Below are 20,182 nucleotides of genomic sequence, written 5' to 3'. Positions count from 1 at the left end.
TGCTAGATGCAAGTTTTCAGCTTACCTGCTTTGTATACCAATTAGATAGCTAGGGAATTATCCCTTTTGTATCAGTCACAAAATAAGCGTCTGGTACTTCCTCAAATAGTTCTTGGTAGCGCTGACCTTGAGCTACCAAGTCCTGTTGAGTGTTGGATAATCCTTCATTCTGCTGCTTTAAATCTTCATTTACTAGTTGTAGTTCTTCCAAAGCTAGGTAAACTTCTTTGAATACTGCGTTGACGAGTTCAATATCTGCCTGTGCTTTTTGCTGTTCACTTTGGCGTTGCAAGAGGGCGACGCGCTTACGCATGTTCTCTATCTGCAAAGCTAAATCGTCCAAATTCACGCTTTTGCTCCTAAATTTTAAAGTTGGGTTTTATTTTAGATTCCCTACTTGGACGATCTTAGCTTTTGGAGTTTAGCAGTTATCAGTAATTTCAGTGTAGTTTTAGGTAATTTTAGTTCTTTGGGGTAATTAGGACTGAATACAGCAGAATTCAGAAGTAAAACACTCTTTCTAGCTGGCTTTAAGAGGAATCGTTATCTACTTCACCAAAACAGTGCTAAGTGCCGAGTAACTCGGCTTAGAGTAAAAAGTAAAATTAATTGCACTCAGCATATAGGGTAGTCGCGCCCCTAAATTTATTTATGAAAAAAATATTTTTATTTTTTTTGAGACACGTAGTGCAAGAAAAAATACGTCCAAGTTTTCAATCCCCTAGTTTTAACTATGGGGTACTACTGGGCACTCAGCACTCAGCACTCAATACTCAGCACTACTGAACTTCCTTCAAATCTGCTGTAAGTAATCAAACGATTCTGATTTGTTCACTGTTTTTGTCTGGAAATGTTACTCAATTGCTCTCGTAGGTCTGCCCATTTTATACCTGCTAGGCTGGGTAAAACAATATGAGCGGCTCCAACTCGTTCAACAGGGCCGAGTCCTACTGCCCACATACCAGCGGCTAAAGCGGCTTCAACACCTGCTGCGGCATCTTCTACAACCACAGATTGCTCTGGTTCGATTCCTAGCTGCTTGGCTGCGTACAGAAATAGGTCGGGTGCTGGCTTGGGTTCTTGTACGCTGTAACCATCTGCAATCGCATCTACTTTGTCCATAATGCCCAATTGCTCTAGCACTGGGCGGGCATTTTTACTCCCTGACCCAATACCGATCTTAATACCAGCTTGCCGCAGTTCATCCAACAAGGCGATCGCACCTGGCAACAAATCCTTCGGTGTCATCTTTTGGAGCAATTCGACATAATAGCGATTCTTGCGCTCCATCATCTCCTCGATTTGTGCTTCCGAATACGGTCTATCTCTCAGAATCAGCATCAGGGATGCACGACGAGATACACCCCGCAAGGCTTCATTAGCTTCCCGATTAAACGGTATACCCTCTTCATCTGCTAGCTTTTGCCAACCTAAATAGTGAAGTTCTGCTGTATCTGTTAGTACACCATCTAAATCGAAGATGAATCCTTGGATGTTGGGGTTGTGAGTTGCAAGGAGTGGGGAGGATGAGGGAGCAGGGGAGGCAGGGGACGATGAGGGAGCAGGGGAGGATGAGGGAGCAGGGGAGGCAGGGGACGATGAGGGAGCAGGGGAGGCAGGGGAGGATGAGGGATCGGGGGAGAGAGAAAGTTGGAGATATTCTAGTTGACGAGTTATGTCTTGGGCGACTTGTCCCTGATGTAGATCGAAGTCGTGCCATTTCCCGCGCCAGTGCAGTTTAAACTTTAAGCGCGTCCAGCCAGGGGGTAGGTGAGGGTTGGCTACAGGGCCATTTTCAGTTAATTGGATGCCGCCGAATCCAAAAATTACAGCTTGCCAAATGCCACCAGCACTAGCACCGTGAATTCCATCGTTGGTGTTACCTCGATTATCTTCAAGATCCACCATTAACGCCTGCATAAACTGTTTGTAAGCTTCAGTTGATTTGCCCAAATCGGAAGCTAAAATCGCTTGCACTGCTGGGCCAAGAGACGAACCATAAGTAATATCAGTGCGGGGTGCGTAGTAGTCCCAGTTTGTCTGCAATGCTTTTTCGTTGTAGGGAAAATCTGCTGATTCCCGCATTAAATATAGGAGCATTAATACGTCTGGCTGCTTGAGTACTTGAGATTTGTTGGTTTTCTCCATACCCAAGATCGGTTGCATGGAGCGATCGCGTGGTTCATAATCTGCTAAGTTGATATCTTCCAATTGGAAAAATCCCTCGCATTGCTCGATTAGTTCTGTTAGTGGGTCATAGAAAAACAATATTTTGGCGATGATATCTTGCCAGTGCGATCGCTCCTCTAGGGTGAGCTTTAGTTTCTGTTCTAGTTCCGTGGCTCGTTCGGGGAATTTGTGAGCTAACCAATCATAGACTAGGATCGCTTTCTCTAAATGCCATTGCGCCATCCGGTTTGTAAAGGCGTTGTTATGGACTAATTCATGGTATTCATCGGCTCCGATTACTCCCCGAATTTCATACCGATCCTGCTCAGAATTAAATTCCACCCGGCTACCCCAAAAGATAGCGGCATCCAAGATCACCTCTGCGCCGCACTTTTGCATCCAGTCATCATCACCAGTCGCTTGCCAGTAGTTCCAAACAGCGTAGGGGATATCTGCATTGATGTGAATTTCGCGATCACGGCACCAAATCCGCACGTCTTCACCATAAAAATCACTGCCGATAGCCCAACGTGGTGTCACTTCATCTCCAGAATCAGCACTTTCCCAGGCAAACATTGCCCCTTTATAGCCGTAATGGACTGCCTTACGTCTAGCTCCATTTAAAGTGTGCCAACGGTAACTGAGTAAGTTGCGGGCGATCGCTGGTTGGGTAAACAGAAATAAGGGCTGCATAAAAATTTCTGTATCCCAAAAGATATGACCGCGATAGCCAAACCCAGAAAGGGTTTTAGCAGGAATGCTTACCTTGTCATCATCCCGTGAGGCAGCAATCAGCAGTTGAAACAGATTGTAGCGAACAGCAAAAGTAGCTGTGCTATCCCCCTCAATCAGGATGTCACTTTGCTGCCAAACCTCATCCCATGCCTGTTTATGAGCTTTTAGTAATGTCGCGTAGTCTGGCAGGTGTGTGAGTTTTTCTTGAGCTGCTGGCACTGGTGTTTCAATCTCCCGCGAGGTAAAAACTGTCACGAGTTTTTCCACTGTCACGGTCTGCTGCGCTTTAGCCAAGAAGGTTGTACTCAAGGTAGGATAACCAGGTGCGGTATTGACTTGCAAAGATGCTTTAGTGCCTAATATTGTCACCTTAGCAGCCATACCAAGTTCAATTCGAGAGTTGCGTGTACGGCGTTGCAACCAGATTTCTTGGTTAGTGTTGCCCTGGTCTAATTCTTCCCAGTGATTGAAACCCTGATTTTCTGGATAGCCATTGATGCTAGCTTGAACTTCGATTAACGCATCAAAATCTACTGGCGTTATATCGCAGCGTAACGCCAACACGTGCGGATCTGCAAGACTAGCAAAGCGTTGAAAGCTAATGTCTATGATATTCCCACTGGGAGAGCGCCAACGCACAGCACGAATCAGTAGTCCTTGGCGTAAATCAAGCTGGCGATCGTAGCTCAATATCTCACCTTGATCGAGACGGAAGCGATCGCCATTCACAATCACTACCAAGGGTAGCCAGTCAGGGCAATTTACCAGTTCAGTGTACACCACAGGCACATCATCGTAGACACCGTGGATAAAAGTAGCTGGCAATGCATGAGGATAACCTTCCTCAAAACTGCCTCTTGTTCCCAGGTATCCATTGCCGATTGTAAAGACGGTTTCTTTGGAGTGCAATTGCTCAGGGTCAAACTGGGTTTCGATTAATATCCAGTCTGTGTAGATAAAATGGCGAGAACGACCTTTTGTTTGCATAAATTGGGGAGTAGAGATTTTGAGTCTTTGAGCTAGATGAACGAGTATCTGAGGTGGATGAACGGAGTTCTGAGGTGGATGAAGGAGTATCTGAGGTGGATGAATCCAGTTCCGAAGTTGATGAACGGAGTTCTAACTCTCCCTTGCTTCCCTGCTCCCCCACTCCCCACTCCCTCATCCCCCCTTATCCTTTTCCAAAATCTTTTCGGCTCTGGGTTTATAAATGAGATGAAATAAGGTTTCCATGTAGCGATCTCTGGCTTCGTTATTTTCAGGAGCAACAAAGTTCCAAAAACTAAACATTTTAGCAAGCAGTAGTAATTGATTGCTATGTAAATGCCAATTATATTTGTGATGAATTCGTTGACTCATCCATTCTGAAACTTCTTGCCAGTATTCAGTATGAGTATCGCATTGTTCAAGGAAGTCTAAAATTTTCGTTGCTGTTCCTTCTAAGTCTGTAGGATTAACATTAAATTGGTTTTCTTTGTTCTCGATAATTTCTAAAGAACCGCCAAATTGAGTAGCAAAAGTTGGCAAGCCAGAAATCATCGCTTCCAAAATACTCCGCCCGAAGGATTCAAAGAGGGCAAAATGGACATAAATTCCCTGAGAGTCTGCAACTACCCGGTAAGCTTCGCCGAGGTCGCAAGTCGGGATACGCATCCCTATCCAGCGAATATTACCATAGAGATGATATTGATCAATGATGTCGTGAAGTTTTTGGATTTCTTCTGCTTTTTCTGGGTTTGTAGCTTCATGTGGATGCAGTTTCCCACTTAAGAGGATCAGGTTACAATGCTCTTGCAACGGCTGACTTTGACCAAAGCATTCAACTAACCCAGTGAGATTTTTGATTGAAGTGACGGAAGCAGCAGCAAAGATTGGTCGCTTATTAAGGTTATCTAAGTGACCTAATATTTGGGGATCTTCGCGGATAAAGAGTAAGTCGTGAATTTTGGTGCCAAGGTTAATATCTCGGTCTTCTTTGTGGCTATAGGGAAAGAAAATATTTTCATTTACTCCCGGTGGCACTAAGTTGAATTTAGGACTAAACAAATCAATGCCATCAACCACATGATACAACTGCGGCATTGTAAACCACTTGTACGACTCGTATTGACCTATGGTGTCGGGTGTGCCAACAATTTCTTGATAGGACGATGTAATGATGAAGTCGGCTGCATTCATGCTAATCAAATCGGCAGTGAATTGGGCTGAGAAGTGATATTGGTCTTCTAAATCTTGCCAATATAAATTGCTAAATAGATGTTTAGGTTTTTCCAAAGAATGGGCAATGTTGCACTGGGTAACTTTCATTCGGCGAGATAGGAGAAAGGCTACTAAGTTACCGTCACTGTAATTGCCAATAATCAGATTAGGTTTACCTTGGAATTGAGCTAGTAATTCTTTTTCTGCATCAAGCGCAAATTGTTCTAAATAAGGCCAAATTTCAAATTTAGAAATCCAATTATTGGTGATTTCTGGATTGAATTCACCAAAAGGAACGCGCAATATCCAAGCATTCTCAGTATCTTGAACTTTTTCTAAGCGGAGGTTACAAAATGTGCCTTCACAGTTAGGAATTAGTCGAGTGAGAATAATTACATGGGGCTTAATGCCTAGCTGGTCGAGTCCAGCGAGTTTGATTTGTTCGCGCATCTCGTTTTCTAAGCTGCGAGCTTGTTCGAGGACGTAGATAACTTGACCGAGTGTTTCATCTCTTCCCAAAACATCCTCCTGTCCCACCCAGCCGTGGATGGAGATGAGGACGACGCGAAAGACGGCGGGGACGCGAGCTACAAATGTTTCTAAGATGCCGGGTTCTGGGGAGTAAATGAGTCGGTCGAGGAGTTGTAAAGTTTCAGAGACTCGCGCCGCAGTGTTACCCCAACCCGGCTCAAAGCCGAGTTCTTGGAGGTGAAAGCGGAATTTTTCATAAGGCTCATCAGGCGATCGCTCACTCAGAAATTTTAGCGCTTGCTTAATTTGTTTGGCTAACTGAATACCGGAGGGAATGCGATCGCTCAACAACAGGGCAGTACCATCGTATTGCAGCCCATGTAATGCTTGAAACAACATTTCTACCCAATATCCGGGGTCAGTCAACAATTGATTGCATAGGTAACGGTTGAGAAAGGCTAAACCTTGACCAATATTTCTAGCGTCGTCAATTCTTGGAGAACTTTCATAGAAGGGGTGGAGGTCGATTTCCAGGATATGGGGTTGGTAGCGATTGACTAGACGATCTCTCACATCTAACAGCGCTTGAGGCGTCATCTGCTCGAACCTGCTAAAATCGGCTGTCAGTTGCCAAACTTCTTGATTCGCAATCTTCGGTCGAATCACGAACCAAGTACTTTCTTCTTCGAGAATTATTTCGTGGGTGTATTGTATTAATTTGCCAACAGAAGAAGAGTGGTAAAAATAGGCTGGCTTTTGGGATTGATGACAGTAGTCGGCAAAGAAAAGCAAAATCTCATTTCTTAGGAAGTAATGCTTACCTGAAGCCCTCAAGGCATAAATCAACTGATGTAGAGCAGTTTTTTCATCACCGTTGGAGATAGCTTGAATTAGTTCATACATGATGACGAATTCCAGAAATTTAGCTAGGTAATAACCTCATTTTTTTTCTATTTTTCGGTATTATGAGGTATATTTCCTCCACTATGGTAAAATACTATCAAAATCTTCGCTTCTAGCTCTGGGATGAAAGGTTGTGATAACTTCAAATCTATGGGATGAGAGAGTGGAATAAGGAGACAAGGGTGAATTATAAAACAAGTTTCTTTCTCAATCAGGTATAAAATACTATTCTTAATTCAGCAGGAAAGCAAAATTAGAGCGATCGCTAGTAGAACATCACACCATAATTAACAATTCAAAATTCAAAATTCAAAATTAATTTACAATAAATTAAATCCAGCAAGTTATAGTAAAATTTAATCAAATGTAAGCAGATTAAAAGCTGTTTACTACCTTAGAATCTAAAATTATGAGTTGATAACTACATAAAAATAGCATTTAATTTATGAAAAAATCTGTAGATTACCTATTTCCTATCTTTACGAGTAATTTAAAAACTCAAATACTAGTCTGATATCAAGCCGAAACTAATAACTTTTTGCAGTGTTTTTTCAAAGCCTACACCCTGTTTGAGAGCGATATACAAAAATACTATTGCAACTGAACGAATTGAATTATCACAATGTATCAAAGTCGATTTGGGTAGTTCAGTGATGATCTGATATATCTGGAGCATACCATAATGATTAATATCTTCAAATTTAGTTGGGAGATTAACATAATACAATCCCAAAAGCTCAATTTCTCCTGTTCATTAGCGAGTCAGCCTGTTTCGTTAGCCAAGCGTAGGTTCAGTACAGACTTATATCCCTCATCAGCTATTTGTTGCAGTTGATCTAGTGTAATTTGCTCAGTGACAGTGACCGATAACTCATCATTAATCTTCCTAATATTATGGTTAATTTGTCAATTATAGTGGTCTTCCTGAAATTTAACAGAGAATTCTTGTTAGGCTAGCGATGGTTCTCTTATCTTTTAAAACACCAGCCATCCATGAAGATTTATTCCTTACTTTAATAATCTCTTGCTTATAGCCCCCGATTAATTCGAGACTTGTTAATGTTGAAAAATGAATTTGTAATTTTGATTTTATTTGGATGCAGCTAATAGTGGTTTAGCTTTATGCAGCCTCAATCATCTTCCCAAGATTCGTGATTCAGTAAATCGATAATTCTATCTCTGAATAGAAATTCGTTTTTTTCTAACTCAAGTTCAAAATTAACCCAGTCACGATGAGGAATATATTTACAGAGGGTATAAATTGGCTGCTGGCGGTTAACAAGTCTCTTTTTAACAAGTTGAAGTGCTTCTTGCTTGATAACGTTGATGTCATATTTAACCGTAGTGTTCATAAGTCGTTCCTTTATTTTCAATCAAGGAATTAAGACTCAAAACAATAGTTGCTTTGACTCTCCCTTAAACTTATCAAATAAAATTGGCGATAATTGTGAAGAATCAAGACATTAATAGTTGCTGGAAGTTAAATACAAAAGATTTTAACTTCTCTACTAAAGCGAACAGCATGTCGGAGACAGAGGCTACGCCAACAATACAGAAATACCCGACTACTTTCCCCTTTATAAAGGTTGCCACTACGTTGGTTGTCCCGACTGACTTGTTCGCTCTTAGCCTTCTTGCTATGAAAGCAAGTGGAGTGAGGTTTAGGGAGGGGTGTAACTTGTATAGTTACAAATAGTAAAATATGCTTTATGGGTTTAAGTATACCCTATTTAGATAGGTTATTGTAGAAGACATCTTCAGAAATTAAATAATATGCATTATCTAGAACCCTTGTAGAGACATAGCACTGCTACATCTTTCTACATTCTTTTTCACTAGATGTCTAGAGCAAGAAGGCTGGCACAACAAGCTGCAAACATCAAAAGAGAATCTAGATGTTCTCTGGGCGACTTGTCATATCATGTCCGGTTAAAAACTTATCATTAAGAAGGCAGGGGGCGGCGGGAGAAAGAGTTTTCAGATTTTTGCACAGATGCAAGAATCATAACTAGGGCTTACGCAAAATTATCAAAAAACGAACCGCAAAGACGCAAAGGACACGAAGTAATAAGAGTTTGAGAGAGTTTTTGCGTAAGTCCTAATAACTAATCAGCCGGACATGATATCAGAAGGTAGGCTAGGTAAAGAACATTCTCTAGAAAACTTATACTATGCTCCTGAATCTTGATAAAGTTCGTCAATATTTTCCAGCTCTAGCTGGTGAATGGACTTTTTTTGATAATGCTGGTGGGTCACAAACCTTGAAAAAAGTAGTAGATAGAATTAGCGAGTTTCTCCTAAGTTCTGATGTCCAGTTAGGAGCCTCTTATGCGATTTCTCAACTTGCTGGAGAACGATTGGCTCTAGGAACTAGGGGAATGGCTACTTTGATTAATGCCAGTTCTTCTAAAGAAGTGGTTATGGGCCCATCTACTACAATGATGTTGAAAGTTCTCTCAATGTGTCTGGGTCAAACCTTTACACCTGGTGATGAGGTTATTGTTACTAATTGTGACCATGAGGCCAATATTGGTGCTTGGTTAGCTCTTGAAAAACAAGGAATGAAGGTAAAAGTGTGGCAAGTTCGTCCAGAGACTTTGGAACTTGATTTAGCAGACTTAGAACCATTGATGAGTCAGCGCACAAAACTGGTAGCCTTGACTCATGCTTCTAATGTTCTGGGAACCATCAACCCAATCAAAGAAATTGCTGCATTTGTACACGATCGCAATGCAATGATTTGTGTAGATGGTGTAGCTTATGCACCTCACAGATTAGTTGATGTCCAAGATTTAGATGTTGATTTCTATACTTTGAGTTTTTATAAAGTCTATGGGCCGCATCATGCCTTACTTTATGGTAAAGAAGAACATTTATTAAGATTGCCTGGTCTTAACCATTATTTTATTGACCAGACAGACATACCTTATAAATTTCAGTTAGGGAATGTGAATTTTGAATTAACTTATGGAATGTTAGGTTTATGTGATTATTTAAGTGAATTAGCACAATTGCACTACGGGGATGAAACTGCACCTGATTTGAGAAATCAAATGGTACAAGCATTTGATTTAATTAGCATACATGAAGAAAAGATTAGCGATCGCCTCCTAAATTACCTCAACAGTAAGCCTAATGTGCGAGTTATTGGTCAATCAAAAGCTGACCGCCAAACCCGTGTACCAACTATATCTTTTATCGTCGATGGAATAAATAGCTCAACTATTCCGGCAAAAATTGACCAACATCATATTGGGATTCGCTATGGGGATTTTTATGCTAAACGGCTGATTGAATACTTGGGGTTAGCGTCTCAAGGTGGAATAGTCCGGGTAAGTATGGTGCATTACAACACCCTTGAGGAAGTTAACAACTTGATTGAGGCTTTTGAGCAGATATTTTAAGATTGGGCATGGGGCAAAACAGTTCCGAGTTCCTCTTTTCCCAGTCCTGAGTAAAGAAGCGAGATTTCCAACTCAGCACGGGCTAAACGCCCCGCTTCCGCTAACATGACTGGGCACTCTTGAGGGGCATGGGGTATTGAGAACAGACAAGGTAGATAAGGGAGAGATTTATTCAATAATTCCCCCTCATCTCCCCCTGCTCCCTCTTACCCGTTACTAAGCTGCAAAACTTCCACCTCTTCTTGTGGGTAAATTAGTGTTTTACCCACTGGGAGAACAGCTAAGGCATTGGTTTGAGCTAAATTAATTAAATTCCCAGAACTGTGACTACCACCAGCTTTGTGAAATTCGTAAACACCATCAATTAAATGCAATTTACCCCAAAGGTAAGTTTCGCGTTTACCGTTTGATCGCAATTCATCATGCGATCGCACTTTCAAAAATACTGGTTCCCAACCTTCAGTAATTCCCGAAAGTTTCTTGATTGCTGGTAGCACAAACCGCCAAAATGTCACCAACACAGCAGCAGGGTTTCCTGGTAAACCAAAGTATAGTGCTGAGTGGGGAGAGACGCGATTAATCGCATCTGTACTGGGGAAAGTGGCGACAGTGAGAGGTTTTCCTGGACTAATTTCCACAGCCCGAATCTGGATTTTTGCTTTTAGTGACTCTAGAATTTTGTCAATATAGTCATAATCTCCCACTGAGACACCACCAGAAGAGAGAACTATATCAGCGATCGCAATGGCGTGGTTAATAACTTTCTCCAGAGCAACTGGATCGTCCTTAACAATTCCTAAAATTAACGGTTCTGCGCCACTTTCCTTTACCAAAGCTGCCAGCGCATACTGATTAGAATCCACAATTTGCCCTGGTTGCAACGGTTGATCGACTGTCACCAACTCATCACCAGTGGAAAAAATTGCCACACGCGGGCGGCGATAAACACTTAATTGCGGACACTGTGCTGCTGCCAATACGCCAATTTCTGAGGCATTTAACTTAATTCCTGCTGGTAGTAGTTGTGTTCCAGCTTGATAAAAAGATGCTTTGTGTCTGACAAATTCTTGCGATTTTGGTGCATCCAGGATAGATACGCGGTTTTCTTGCCGATGTGTCTTCTCTTGCATGACTACAGTATCCGCACCTGCTGGGATCGCTGCACCCGTGAAAATTCGTGCGGCTTGCCCTGGTTGAATCGTAGACTTGGGCTGATACCCAGCCGGAATCTCTTCAACAATTTCTAAAATAGCTGGTTGTTCGGTGCTAGAGTGCTGTACATCTTCGTAGCGAACTGCGTAGCCATCCATTGCCGAATTATCCCAATGGGGAAAATCTAGCGGACTGGTGACAGGTGTTGCCAAAATGCGACTATCTGCTGTCAATAAATCTACAACTTCTATATCCCGTTGACGATCCAACGGCTGCACCAAATTTAAAATAATTGCTTGTGCATCGCTGACTGATAACATAGCGATCGCCTCCAACTTTTTTTTATTCTTGGGTAGCTTTGTCTAGATTTTTATAAGCAGTAAATCCCAAACTACACACTGCTAGTAAACCGATAATTATGCTTCCTTCAGGAATTTTGGATACCTGAACTGAATTGTTGCTTAAATCTAGTATTTGCTTTGTGCCTGCTGCATCTCTATTGTTAAAACCAAATTCTTTCGCTAGAACCTCATCACTAAAACCTTCATCTATGAGTGCGAGATTATTATTAACCCATGTGTCGCCAGGAAACTCATCATCCTTGCCAACATCAAACGGGCCAAAGATTTGCTCGGTAGTGCTATCAAAGTTGAATCTCAAATAGCCGTAGTAAGATACACCACTAAGTACGGGAGTGAAACTATTTATGAGATTACTCAAAGGATCAAAAAAGGAAATTGAGAGAGATTGCAAGTTTTTCGTGGCTCCCAAACCAGCTTCAGAAATGACACTTGGAGCAGTTGTTGTATCGTAGTTAAATGAACCTTTCGCTGAATAACCAGTGTCTCCTTTCCAGTTAAAGTTGAACTCAGCAGCATGAGCTAGGTTATTGGTGGTTATGGCGATCGCTAAGGCTAAAGCAGTAGTCGTCACCATACTAATAGCTGTTCTAGTAAATAGATGTGTCATCAATGCAACTCCGAAATTAATTAAAATTAAGTTTCTACAACAATACAATCAATACAGATGTACAACCCTACTGTGTGTTGCATCCATGAGTGTAGCGGCTACTCTATGAGATGCCAACCGAGTACCAGCAGGGTATCAAAAGTGGCATAGCTGCTTAATCCTATTTTTGAGTCGTGTAGTTGGTAGTTGTACAAATTTTTGTTGACTTGTTTTTGTTCCTTTACCAAGCCCCGTTGGGGCGGGTGTAGGGGTTGCATGGTGGTAGGGGTTGCATGGTGAAGAACTAGCCCCAACCACCCAAGGGTCAAAAGCCCTGCCCCTTGGGGCAACCGTGTTGTCCGGGGTTTCAATCCAAAGGACTTCACCTTACACCCTTAAACCCTTAAACCCTTACACCCCTAATGAAAGCGCAGCAACTAGCCGAGTCATCATCTTAATATTAAAAACAGGAGCGATCGCTATTTCCCAACCCCTAAATAAAAATACTTGTTTTGTATGACAATCGAACGAGTTCCCCAAAAACACTATCCCAAGGCTGAGATTGGGCGACGAGGTATGGCATTGGGACTTGATTTCCTTGGTGTCTGGTTAATCAGTTCTCTACTGGGAGGCAGCGATATCGGGATTCAATTTGTTGAAATCTTAGTTTTTGTAATACTTTGGCTGGTTTTGCGGGTGCTGGTGGTATACAACAATCAAGGGCAAAGTTTAGGGCGTTGGGCGTTTGATTTAAAGGTGTTGTCAGTTGAAGATGGAGAAGTAGTGGGCAGAATTCCAGATTTGCTCTCACTACTGAAGCGAGAAGCGATTATCGGCTTGGGTGCTTTATTAGTGTCAATTGCCCTGAGCAATATTAGAGCCAATCCCACTGCTATACTGCTAGTAATTCCTCTAGCAATTGATTGCGGGACTGCCTTCTCTGATACCCAGATGCGGCAGGCTTTACACGATCGCTATTGTGGAACTTTCATCGTTTCGTCACGTCGTGGCTACTCGCTCGATATAAAAATTAAAAGATTAGTTGAAAATCTGCGGCGAAATGTGAGAAGATAGTCATTTGTGTTAATTCTCTTCAGGCTTCACTGTTTGTAAGATTATGGCTAAGAGTAAAGGTGCCCGCATTATTATCACCCTAGAGTGTACTGAGTGCCGGACAAATTCAGATAAGCGTTCTGCTGGTGTTTCACGTTATACCAGTACCAAGAATCGCCGCAACACCACTAACAGGCTAGAACTGAAAAAGTTCTGCACCCATTGCAACAAACATACCGTTCACAAGGAAATTAAGTAAAAATGAGTTATTTCCGTCGTCGCCTTTCTCCGATCAAGCCAGGAGAACCAATCGATTATAAAGATGTTGATTTATTGCGTAAGTTTGTCACCGAGCGGGGAAAGATACTGCCACGTCGGATTACTGGACTTACATCTCAGCAACAGCGAGAGTTGACATTAGCAATTAAACGTTCGCGGATTGTGGCTTTGTTGCCATTTATCAATGCGGAAGGCTAAAAAGAGTGATGAGTTATGAGTGATGAGTTAAAAATCAAAACTTCTAACTCCTAACTCCTAACTTAAAACTATTTAAACTGTTCACCAAATTAGAGTGCGAGAGTTGTGGAGAAGGGGACGCTAGTTGAATTTAGGGTTCAAGGCGATCGCCGTCTGGGCATCGTAGAACGTCCAGACGGAAAAACCCGCTGGTTTGTGGTAGACGAACGTGGTCAATCCCACAGCCTCGCGCCTAGACAAATAACCTATACAGTTACCGGACAAACTTACAAGCCTTCTGAGATTGCCAGCTTTTTGGAGCAGATCAAGCCTTATTTAGACCCATCTAGTTTAGAAGTGGCTTGGGAATTACTGGTTGAAGATGGGGAAATAGTTACTCCAGACCAAATGGCGAATCTGCTATTTTCAGAATCAGCCGCGCCTCCTTGTTATGCCGCCTATTGCTTGTTATCAGACGACAAACTTTATTTCAAGCAGAAAGGAGACGCTTACGAGCCGAGAACTGCTGCTCAAGTGGCAGAACGCAAGCACCAACTGGAAGTAGAGGCACTAAAAGCTAAAGGACAGCAGGAATTTTTAACTCGTGTAGAGCAAGCACTCAAAGGTGAAGCAGTAGAGTGGCAGCGCCACGATCGCCAGCGCTTAGAAGGACTAGAAAAATATGCAGCGCTAATAGCTGACACCGTGCGGACGGGAGTTAATTATGACTCCTTGGCGCGTGCTTATCCGCCCAGCGCTTCAGTATTAGAAACTATGACCATGCTGGGACGACCCACAACACCCCAAGGAGCCTTTCAACTATTGGTGGATTTGGGTTGCTGGAGTCCTTATGAAAACTTGTTCCTGCGTCGTTCTTCAATTCCAATTCAATTTCCTCATAAGGTATTAGAAGTGGCGCAACAGCGTTTGGATTTCCCGCCGATTGACTCAGATACAAACCGCCTTGATCTGACTCACCTGAAGGTTTACACCATTGATGATGAAACTACCACAGAGATCGACGATGGTCTAAGTTGGGAAGTACTGCCCGATGGACGGGAACGCTTGTGGGTGCATATCGCCGATCCTACTAGATGGTTAGTACCGGAAGATGAATTAGATTTGGAAGCCAGAAAGCGCGGTAGTACAGTCTATTTACCGACGGGAATGATTCCCATGTTTCCAGAAGTGTTGGCAACTGGGCCAATGAGTCTGATCCAGGGAAAGGTTTGTTGCGCCCTCAGTTTCGGGATTATTTTAGGTACAACTGGGGTAGTAGAAGATTACAGCATTCACACCAGCTTGATTAAGCCGACTTATCGCCTCACCTACGAAGATGTAGATGAAATGCTGCAATTACGGGTACAAGCAGAACCGGAAATTGCTGCGATCGCAACTTGGGCACAGCGGCGCAAAGCTTGGCGTTACGCCCAAGGGGCAATTAGCATCACTATGCCTGAAGCGACGATCAAAGTTAAAGGTGAGGAGATCTACATTGATATTTTGGACGATTCTCCATCGCGGCAACTAGTAGCAGAAATGATGATTGTTGCCGGTGAAGTTGCGGCTCGTTATGGTAAAACTCATAACATACCTTTGCCTTTTCGCGGTCAACCGCAACCAGAATTACCTCCAGATGAGGAATTGCTGCTACTTCCAGCTGGATTCGTTCGCGCTTGTGCCATGCGTCGTTGTATGCCCAAGAGTGAAATGAGCATTACGCCTTTGCGTCATGCTGGTTTGGGCTTGGATACTTACACCCAAGCAACCTCTCCCATCCGCCGCTACAGTGACTTACTCACCCACTTTCAAATTAAAGCCCATTTGCGGGGTGAAGTTCTGCCATTTTCCGCAGATCAACTTAAAGAAGTGATGATGACTGTCACCAGCATTACCCAAGAGGTGACGATGGTGGAACGTCAAACTAATAGATATTATGCACTAGAGTATTTACGCCGTCATCCAGAGGAAACTTGGGATGTGACAGTGTTGATGTGGCTGCGAGAAGACAGCAACTTAGCCCTAATTTTGTTAGAAGATTTGGGCTTGCAGTTGCCAATGGTCTTCAAACGTTCTGTGAACTTAGGCGAACAGATAGTGGTGAAAGTTAGCCACGCCGATCCACAAAAAGATATGATCCAGTTTCAAGAAATAATTTATCAAGAAGCCCAAACAGCAGCGAATTAACTCATTTGTCATTTGTCATTCGTAACACTTGCTACAGGCTAGTATTATCAATTACGAATTATTTTAACTTTGTTCCAACTCCTTTCGGTTAGGATATAGAGTAAATGGAATGAGGTAATAATTGTGAATGTATCTTTGACCCCAGAACTAGAGCAGTTGGTTAAGGATAAGGTTAATAGTGGTCGATACCACTCAGTGAGTGAGGTGATGGGTGAAGCATTGAGATTGCTAGATGAACGCGATCGCCTTCAAGAAAAACGTTTAGCAGAATTGAAAGCTAAAATCCAAGAAGGTATTGAAGCCTCAGAGCGTGGTGAAGTAGTTGAAGGTGAAGAGGTATTTGCAGAAATTGAAGAAGATATCCGACGTGCTGAAGCTCAAATGCAACAAGCAGAGGCTGCTAAATAATGAGTCGGTACGTTTTAACAATCCCAGCCAAGCAAGACCTCAAAGAGATTAATCGCTATATTATCCGCTACAATCCTGATGCGGCTCGAAGACTCAACGAAAAAATTAAACAGCAGTGTAAACTGTTGGCTGATTTTCCTAATATAGGGCAAAGTTTCGGTAATTTTGCCAGTGGTTTACGGAGTTTTCCAGTAGAAGATTATTTAATATTTTATCGTCCCATTGATGGCGGTGTGGAAGTTGTACGTATTGTCAGTGGTTATCGAGATTTAGAGACAGTTTTCTTAAGTGAGGATATTCCTTAAGATTGTATTTGATGTAAGCGATCGCTATCTCTAGCCAGTATGTCAGGAAATAATCACAAAGTAATTATTTTTGATAGCACCATGCGTGATGGAGAATTGACGCCTGGTGTAAAGATGAATTTACAAGAAAAAATTATCATCTCCCAATTGCTTGAAGAAATAGGAGTAGATATTATTGAAGTTGGTTATCCAGGAAGTTCTCAAAAAGATTTTGATGAAGTCTTTAATATTTCTAAAATAATTAAAAATTCTACTGTTTGTGGGCTAGCTAGTTCCAATTCAGATGAAATAATCACTCTTGCTGAAGCAATTAAACCAGCGATTGGAGGTAGAATTCACACTTATACTCCGGTAAATCTGAAAAATCAGTCTAAATTAAGCAAAGAAGAAGTATTAGCAACAATCAAAGAGAGTGTTTCTCTGGCACGCAATTACTGTAATGATGTAGAATGGAGCGCTTTTGATGCTCCCAGAAGTGAGCCAGATTTTTTGTGTAAATCTATTGAAACTGCAATCAAGAGTGGTGCTACTACTGTTAGTATTCCTGATAGCTTAGGTTTAGCATCGCCAGAAGAGTTTTCGCAACTTCTGCAAACGATTTTTAATCGAGTAGCAAATATTGATCGAGTTGTCGTTTCAGTACACTGTCATGATGATTTGGGTATGGCGGTAGATAATTCGCTCATTGCTTTGAGTTGTGGGGTGAGGCAAATTGAATGTGCAATTAATGGTTTAGGTGCAAGGAAAGGTAACGCAGATTTCAGCAAAGTTGTGATAGAGGTTTTAAAACAGGAGAATTATCAACTTGAGATTAACACTTCGCTAATGAGTAAAGCGGCAGAGTTAATTTTTCAAATAACTGGGATTGGAAAGGCAAAATAGCTAATACAAGTAAATAGTATCGGCTCAATAAGTGGGGGTAGTGCAAGGAAATTATGAACTTAGAGGTCGCGCGGCTTTATAAGCTAATCGGCATTTAAGCTGCATAATATAAATGCAGAGCCGATTGAAAATAACTATGCCACCACCAGCCAAAAACTTTTTAACTCCCTAATTTTATACTAGAATTTTTACCTGCATCGCAGTATTATCACCAAAAATCAGAGGAAAATAACTTTGATGTTGGCAATGAGAACTCACGTTAATTTACTCCTGCTAAACTTTTAAATAAAGGTAATACTATTTCTTTGTGAAGCTGTATATATTTACCCCCCCCGACTACATTTCCCAAGGCATCGGGGGAACTACAGAGGGGTCTTGTTATATGCATCTTCATACAGAATTGGTATAACGGAATCTTAGCAACAAAGGCACGAGGAAAGATTCAATGAATACTGTTGTGCTTAATCTAGAACCGATTGCTCATTTGACCGATGAGCAATTTTATCAATTGTGTATTGCCAATAGCGATTTAAGCCTGGAAATGAATGCAGCCGGAGAATTAATTATTATGCCACCAGTAGGAGGAGAAAGCGGAAATCAAGAAGCAGATTTAATTACAGACTTGAATAATTGGAATCGTCAAGCTAAGTTAGGGAAAGTTTTTAGTTCTTCAACTATCTTTATACTTCCAAATGGTGCAAAACGTTCCCCTGATGCGGCTTGGGTAAAGTTGGAACGGTGGGAAGCTTTAACACTAGAACAGCGAAAAAAATTTCCGCCACTTGTACCCGATTTTGCAATTGAACTGCGTTCCGAGACAGATCGGCTTGCACCTATCCAAGCGAAAATGAAGGAATACATAGAAAATGGTTTGCGTTTGGGTTGGCTAATTAATCCTCAAGATCAGCAAGTGGAAATTTACCGACTTTTGAAAGCTGTAAAAGTTATTCAAATGCCAGCGATTATTTCTGGGGAAGATATATTACCTGGATTTGAGTTACAAGTATAGCTAATAAACCTGAAGGTAAGCAAAGCTATACCGCATTGTCCCAAAAAAATCATTATCAATAATTTTAGGATGGTTGGGCAACAGCACCCGCATAGCGATCGCACAGACGATTTCTCAAGAGTTAGGGAAATTAGCCCCAAATAATGCTGCGACTTATACTAGCAACACGCAAAAATAGTGCAGGAATTGCTGCACTTAACTTTGGCGATCGCGATTAAAATGTACCCTTCTGGTTCCCAATTACTGGCAATTATCAGGAAGAACTAAATGGTGAAAACAATTTAATCGGCGTTCCCAGTTATTCAGAATATTCGGTAACTATTCCCAGCAACTACGCAAGCATCTGGACAGTGACAACCAATACCTAATCTATTTTAAATTTCATCTGGTCAGAATTAAACGCTACAAGCAATGTAGAGATTTTCGTACAGTAGCGCAGAAAATTAATAATCACTCTGCGTTATTTTGCGTTAACAAACAGTACAAGCCCTGTACGCTGGAAATTCTACCCTATCTAGTGCCACAGTTAAGCTAGTGCGCATCTAAATTGCACATTTTTCAAATTGCACATTTTTCGTCAAGACTGTCCTAAGTCAATTGATTATTCACAACAACTGATAAATGACTAATGACAAAGGACAAACTTCACGAATAAATAAGCAATTAAAATACGTCACAGCCTAGCAATAATTGCAGTTTGCTCCAGAAGTTTAGTATGACAAAGGCATTCCCAAGCAAAGCAAGGCGCTTGAAAAGTACAGGAATCAAGTTGTTGAAGATGGGAACCTTCCTGATAACCCGTTTTATTGAAAGCTGGAAACGCTTTTTCCTGGGTGACACTGTTGATGTTCGCCCCTCCACTCCCTCCTTTGATGTCCGTCCCTCCTTAGCGGGCCCAGTCCTGAGTTTGGGTGGGGGAGGCCCCGATGTCGATGATGCTATCCAGTGGATGATTAACCAAGTTAGGGGAGGTAGTAACTCCAGCACTAAAGTTAATGTTGTAGTTCTCCGCACTAATGGTAATCACGATTACAATCGGCTAATTTATGCCATGAAGGGCGTAAATTTTGTGGAAACTCTTCTGGTTAGGGATAGAAAAGAGGCAAACAAAGCTGAGATTTATGAAAAAATCCGCAATGCTGATGTAGTTTTCTTTGCTGGCGGGGATCAATGTCAATACATCCGCAACTGGAAAGATACCAAGCTTGAGGCTGCTGTTAAGTCAGTTTACCTTAAGGGAGGTGGCGTTGGTGGCACTAGTGCGGGTGCGATGATTCAAAGTGATTGTGTCTATGATGCTTGCGCTTCTTCCGAAAAAGGCATTGAAACTAGAGACGCACTCGAAGATCCCTACCGAGACATTACTTTTACTTACAACTTTTTCAATTGGAGTAATTTGAAGGGAACTATCGTAGATACGCACTTTGACAGACGAGAAAGAATGGGTCGAATTATGACTTTCATTGCCCGTCAAATTAAGGACGGTGTATCTAGCAGTGTTTTAGGTATAGCGGTTAGTGAAAGTACATCGGTTCTTGTGGATAAAAACGGTTTGGTGAAAGTTATGGGTAGGGGTGCAGTATACTTTGTACTTGGCAATCATCTGCCGGAAGTATGCGAACCCCGAAAGCCTTTGACCTTTTCCAATTACAAAATTTGGAAAGTTCGCAGTGGCGACACCTTCAACTTGAGAAACAGACCAACTTCTGGGTACTATCTCAGGAGTGTTAAAAGGGGACGGATTGATTCAAATCCCTATTGAATGAGGAGCAAGGCTGTTTCATTCCCTAAGCCTTTAAGACTGTCCTTTGTCATTGGTCATTTGTTCTTTGAAATACAAATAACTAATGACATAGGCGCTTGGCTTTCCCGCAGGGTATGACTAATGACAACCCTTACGA

General features: G+C 41.9%; 18 protein-coding genes. 10 read left to right on the top strand and 8 right to left on the bottom strand.

Going from position 1 to position 20,182, the window contains the following annotated elements:
- Positions 1 to 49: 49 nt before the first annotated feature.
- The 4 genes from HWQ58_RS11720 to HWQ58_RS11700 all read right to left on the bottom strand — a co-directional run bounded on the left by HWQ58_RS11720 (position 50) and on the right by HWQ58_RS11700 (position 7,829).
- The gene (locus HWQ58_RS11720) at positions 50 to 349 is read right to left on the bottom strand and encodes a hypothetical protein (protein WP_292862030.1); all 300 of its coding nucleotides are present in this window, start codon (positions 347 to 349) and stop codon (positions 50 to 52) included.
- Between the two features lie 482 nt (positions 350 to 831).
- Positions 832 to 3,891 carry a beta-phosphoglucomutase gene (pgmB, locus tag HWQ58_RS11715; RefSeq protein WP_292862027.1) on the bottom strand — a complete coding sequence of 1,020 codons (3,060 nt, stop codon included), beginning with the start codon at positions 3,889 to 3,891 and terminating at the stop codon, positions 832 to 834.
- 174 nt (positions 3,892 to 4,065) lie between these two features.
- Entirely contained in the window at positions 4,066 to 6,477 is a 2,412-nt protein-coding gene (locus tag HWQ58_RS11710) for a sucrose synthase (RefSeq protein ID WP_292862024.1), read from the bottom strand.
- Between the two features lie 1,130 nt (positions 6,478 to 7,607).
- Entirely contained in the window at positions 7,608 to 7,829 is a 222-nt protein-coding gene (locus HWQ58_RS11700; RefSeq protein ID WP_104909503.1) for a DUF4327 family protein, read from the bottom strand.
- An 819-nt stretch (positions 7,830 to 8,648) separates the two neighbouring features.
- Between HWQ58_RS11700 and HWQ58_RS11695 the strand changes: the two genes are divergently transcribed.
- A complete protein-coding gene (locus HWQ58_RS11695; protein ID WP_292862019.1) occupies positions 8,649 to 9,881 on the top strand; it encodes a cysteine desulfurase-like protein in 1,233 nt (410 codons plus the stop codon).
- On the opposite strand, the gene HWQ58_RS11690 is transcribed toward HWQ58_RS11695, so the two are convergent.
- From HWQ58_RS11690 to HWQ58_RS11675, 4 genes are all read right to left on the bottom strand, one after another.
- Positions 9,878 to 10,057: a hypothetical protein gene (locus HWQ58_RS11690; RefSeq protein ID WP_292862016.1), complete on the bottom strand. Its 180-nt coding sequence runs from the start codon at positions 10,055 to 10,057 to the stop codon at positions 9,878 to 9,880. The genes HWQ58_RS11695 and HWQ58_RS11690 overlap by 4 nt on opposite strands.
- A gap of 30 nt (positions 10,058 to 10,087) precedes the next feature.
- The gene (gene glp / locus HWQ58_RS11685; protein WP_292862013.1) at positions 10,088 to 11,353 is read right to left on the bottom strand and encodes a gephyrin-like molybdotransferase Glp; all 1,266 of its coding nucleotides are present in this window, start codon (positions 11,351 to 11,353) and stop codon (positions 10,088 to 10,090) included.
- A gap of 22 nt (positions 11,354 to 11,375) precedes the next feature.
- Positions 11,376 to 12,002, bottom strand: coding sequence for a PEP-CTERM sorting domain-containing protein (locus HWQ58_RS11680; RefSeq protein WP_292862010.1), 627 nt, complete (start codon positions 12,000 to 12,002; stop codon positions 11,376 to 11,378).
- A 98-nt stretch (positions 12,003 to 12,100) separates the two neighbouring features.
- Positions 12,101 to 12,367, bottom strand: a complete 267-nt coding sequence (locus HWQ58_RS11675; RefSeq protein WP_292862007.1) for a hypothetical protein — start codon at positions 12,365 to 12,367, stop codon at positions 12,101 to 12,103.
- Positions 12,368 to 12,497: 130 nt separating this feature from the next.
- On the opposite strand from HWQ58_RS11675, the gene HWQ58_RS11670 reads away from it, so the two are divergent.
- From HWQ58_RS11670 to HWQ58_RS11630, 9 genes are all read left to right on the top strand, one after another.
- Positions 12,498 to 13,055, top strand: coding sequence for an RDD family protein (locus HWQ58_RS11670; RefSeq protein WP_292862005.1), 558 nt, complete (start codon positions 12,498 to 12,500; stop codon positions 13,053 to 13,055).
- A 43-nt stretch (positions 13,056 to 13,098) separates the two neighbouring features.
- The gene (rpmG, locus tag HWQ58_RS11665) at positions 13,099 to 13,293 is read left to right on the top strand and encodes a 50S ribosomal protein L33 (protein WP_012411241.1); all 195 of its coding nucleotides are present in this window, start codon (positions 13,099 to 13,101) and stop codon (positions 13,291 to 13,293) included.
- Between the two features lie 2 nt (positions 13,294 to 13,295).
- On the top strand, positions 13,296 to 13,511 hold the full coding sequence (gene rpsR, locus HWQ58_RS11660) for a 30S ribosomal protein S18 (RefSeq protein ID WP_012411240.1): 216 nt from the start codon (positions 13,296 to 13,298) through the stop codon (positions 13,509 to 13,511).
- A 105-nt stretch (positions 13,512 to 13,616) separates the two neighbouring features.
- Positions 13,617 to 15,677 (top strand): ribonuclease R family protein, encoded by a 2,061-nt coding sequence (locus tag HWQ58_RS11655; RefSeq protein WP_292862003.1) that lies wholly within the window; start codon positions 13,617 to 13,619, stop codon positions 15,675 to 15,677.
- 123 nt (positions 15,678 to 15,800) lie between these two features.
- Positions 15,801 to 16,085 carry a type II toxin-antitoxin system ParD family antitoxin gene (locus HWQ58_RS11650; protein ID WP_292862001.1) on the top strand — a complete coding sequence of 95 codons (285 nt, stop codon included), beginning with the start codon at positions 15,801 to 15,803 and terminating at the stop codon, positions 16,083 to 16,085.
- Positions 16,085 to 16,390, top strand: a complete 306-nt coding sequence (locus HWQ58_RS11645; RefSeq protein WP_292861999.1) for a type II toxin-antitoxin system RelE/ParE family toxin — start codon at positions 16,085 to 16,087, stop codon at positions 16,388 to 16,390. Before HWQ58_RS11650 ends, HWQ58_RS11645 begins: the two co-directional genes overlap by 1 nt.
- A gap of 39 nt (positions 16,391 to 16,429) precedes the next feature.
- Complete coding sequence (locus HWQ58_RS11640; RefSeq protein WP_292861997.1) at positions 16,430 to 17,272, top strand: 2-isopropylmalate synthase; 843 nt, start codon at positions 16,430 to 16,432, stop codon at positions 17,270 to 17,272.
- Between the two features lie 445 nt (positions 17,273 to 17,717).
- Positions 17,718 to 18,281: a Uma2 family endonuclease gene (locus tag HWQ58_RS11635; RefSeq protein ID WP_292861995.1), complete on the top strand. Its 564-nt coding sequence runs from the start codon at positions 17,718 to 17,720 to the stop codon at positions 18,279 to 18,281.
- 715 nt (positions 18,282 to 18,996) lie between these two features.
- A complete protein-coding gene (locus HWQ58_RS11630) occupies positions 18,997 to 20,043 on the top strand; it encodes a Type 1 glutamine amidotransferase-like domain-containing protein (protein WP_292861993.1) in 1,047 nt (348 codons plus the stop codon).
- Positions 20,044 to 20,182 lie beyond the last annotated feature (139 nt).

The sequence above is a fragment of the Nostoc sp. LPT genome (assembly GCF_017115165.1).
Lineage (GTDB): Bacteria > Cyanobacteriota > Cyanobacteriia > Cyanobacteriales > Nostocaceae > Nostoc.
The sequence above is the reverse complement of the archived record's forward strand: the minus strand, read 5'-3'. Positions and strand labels throughout refer to the sequence as shown.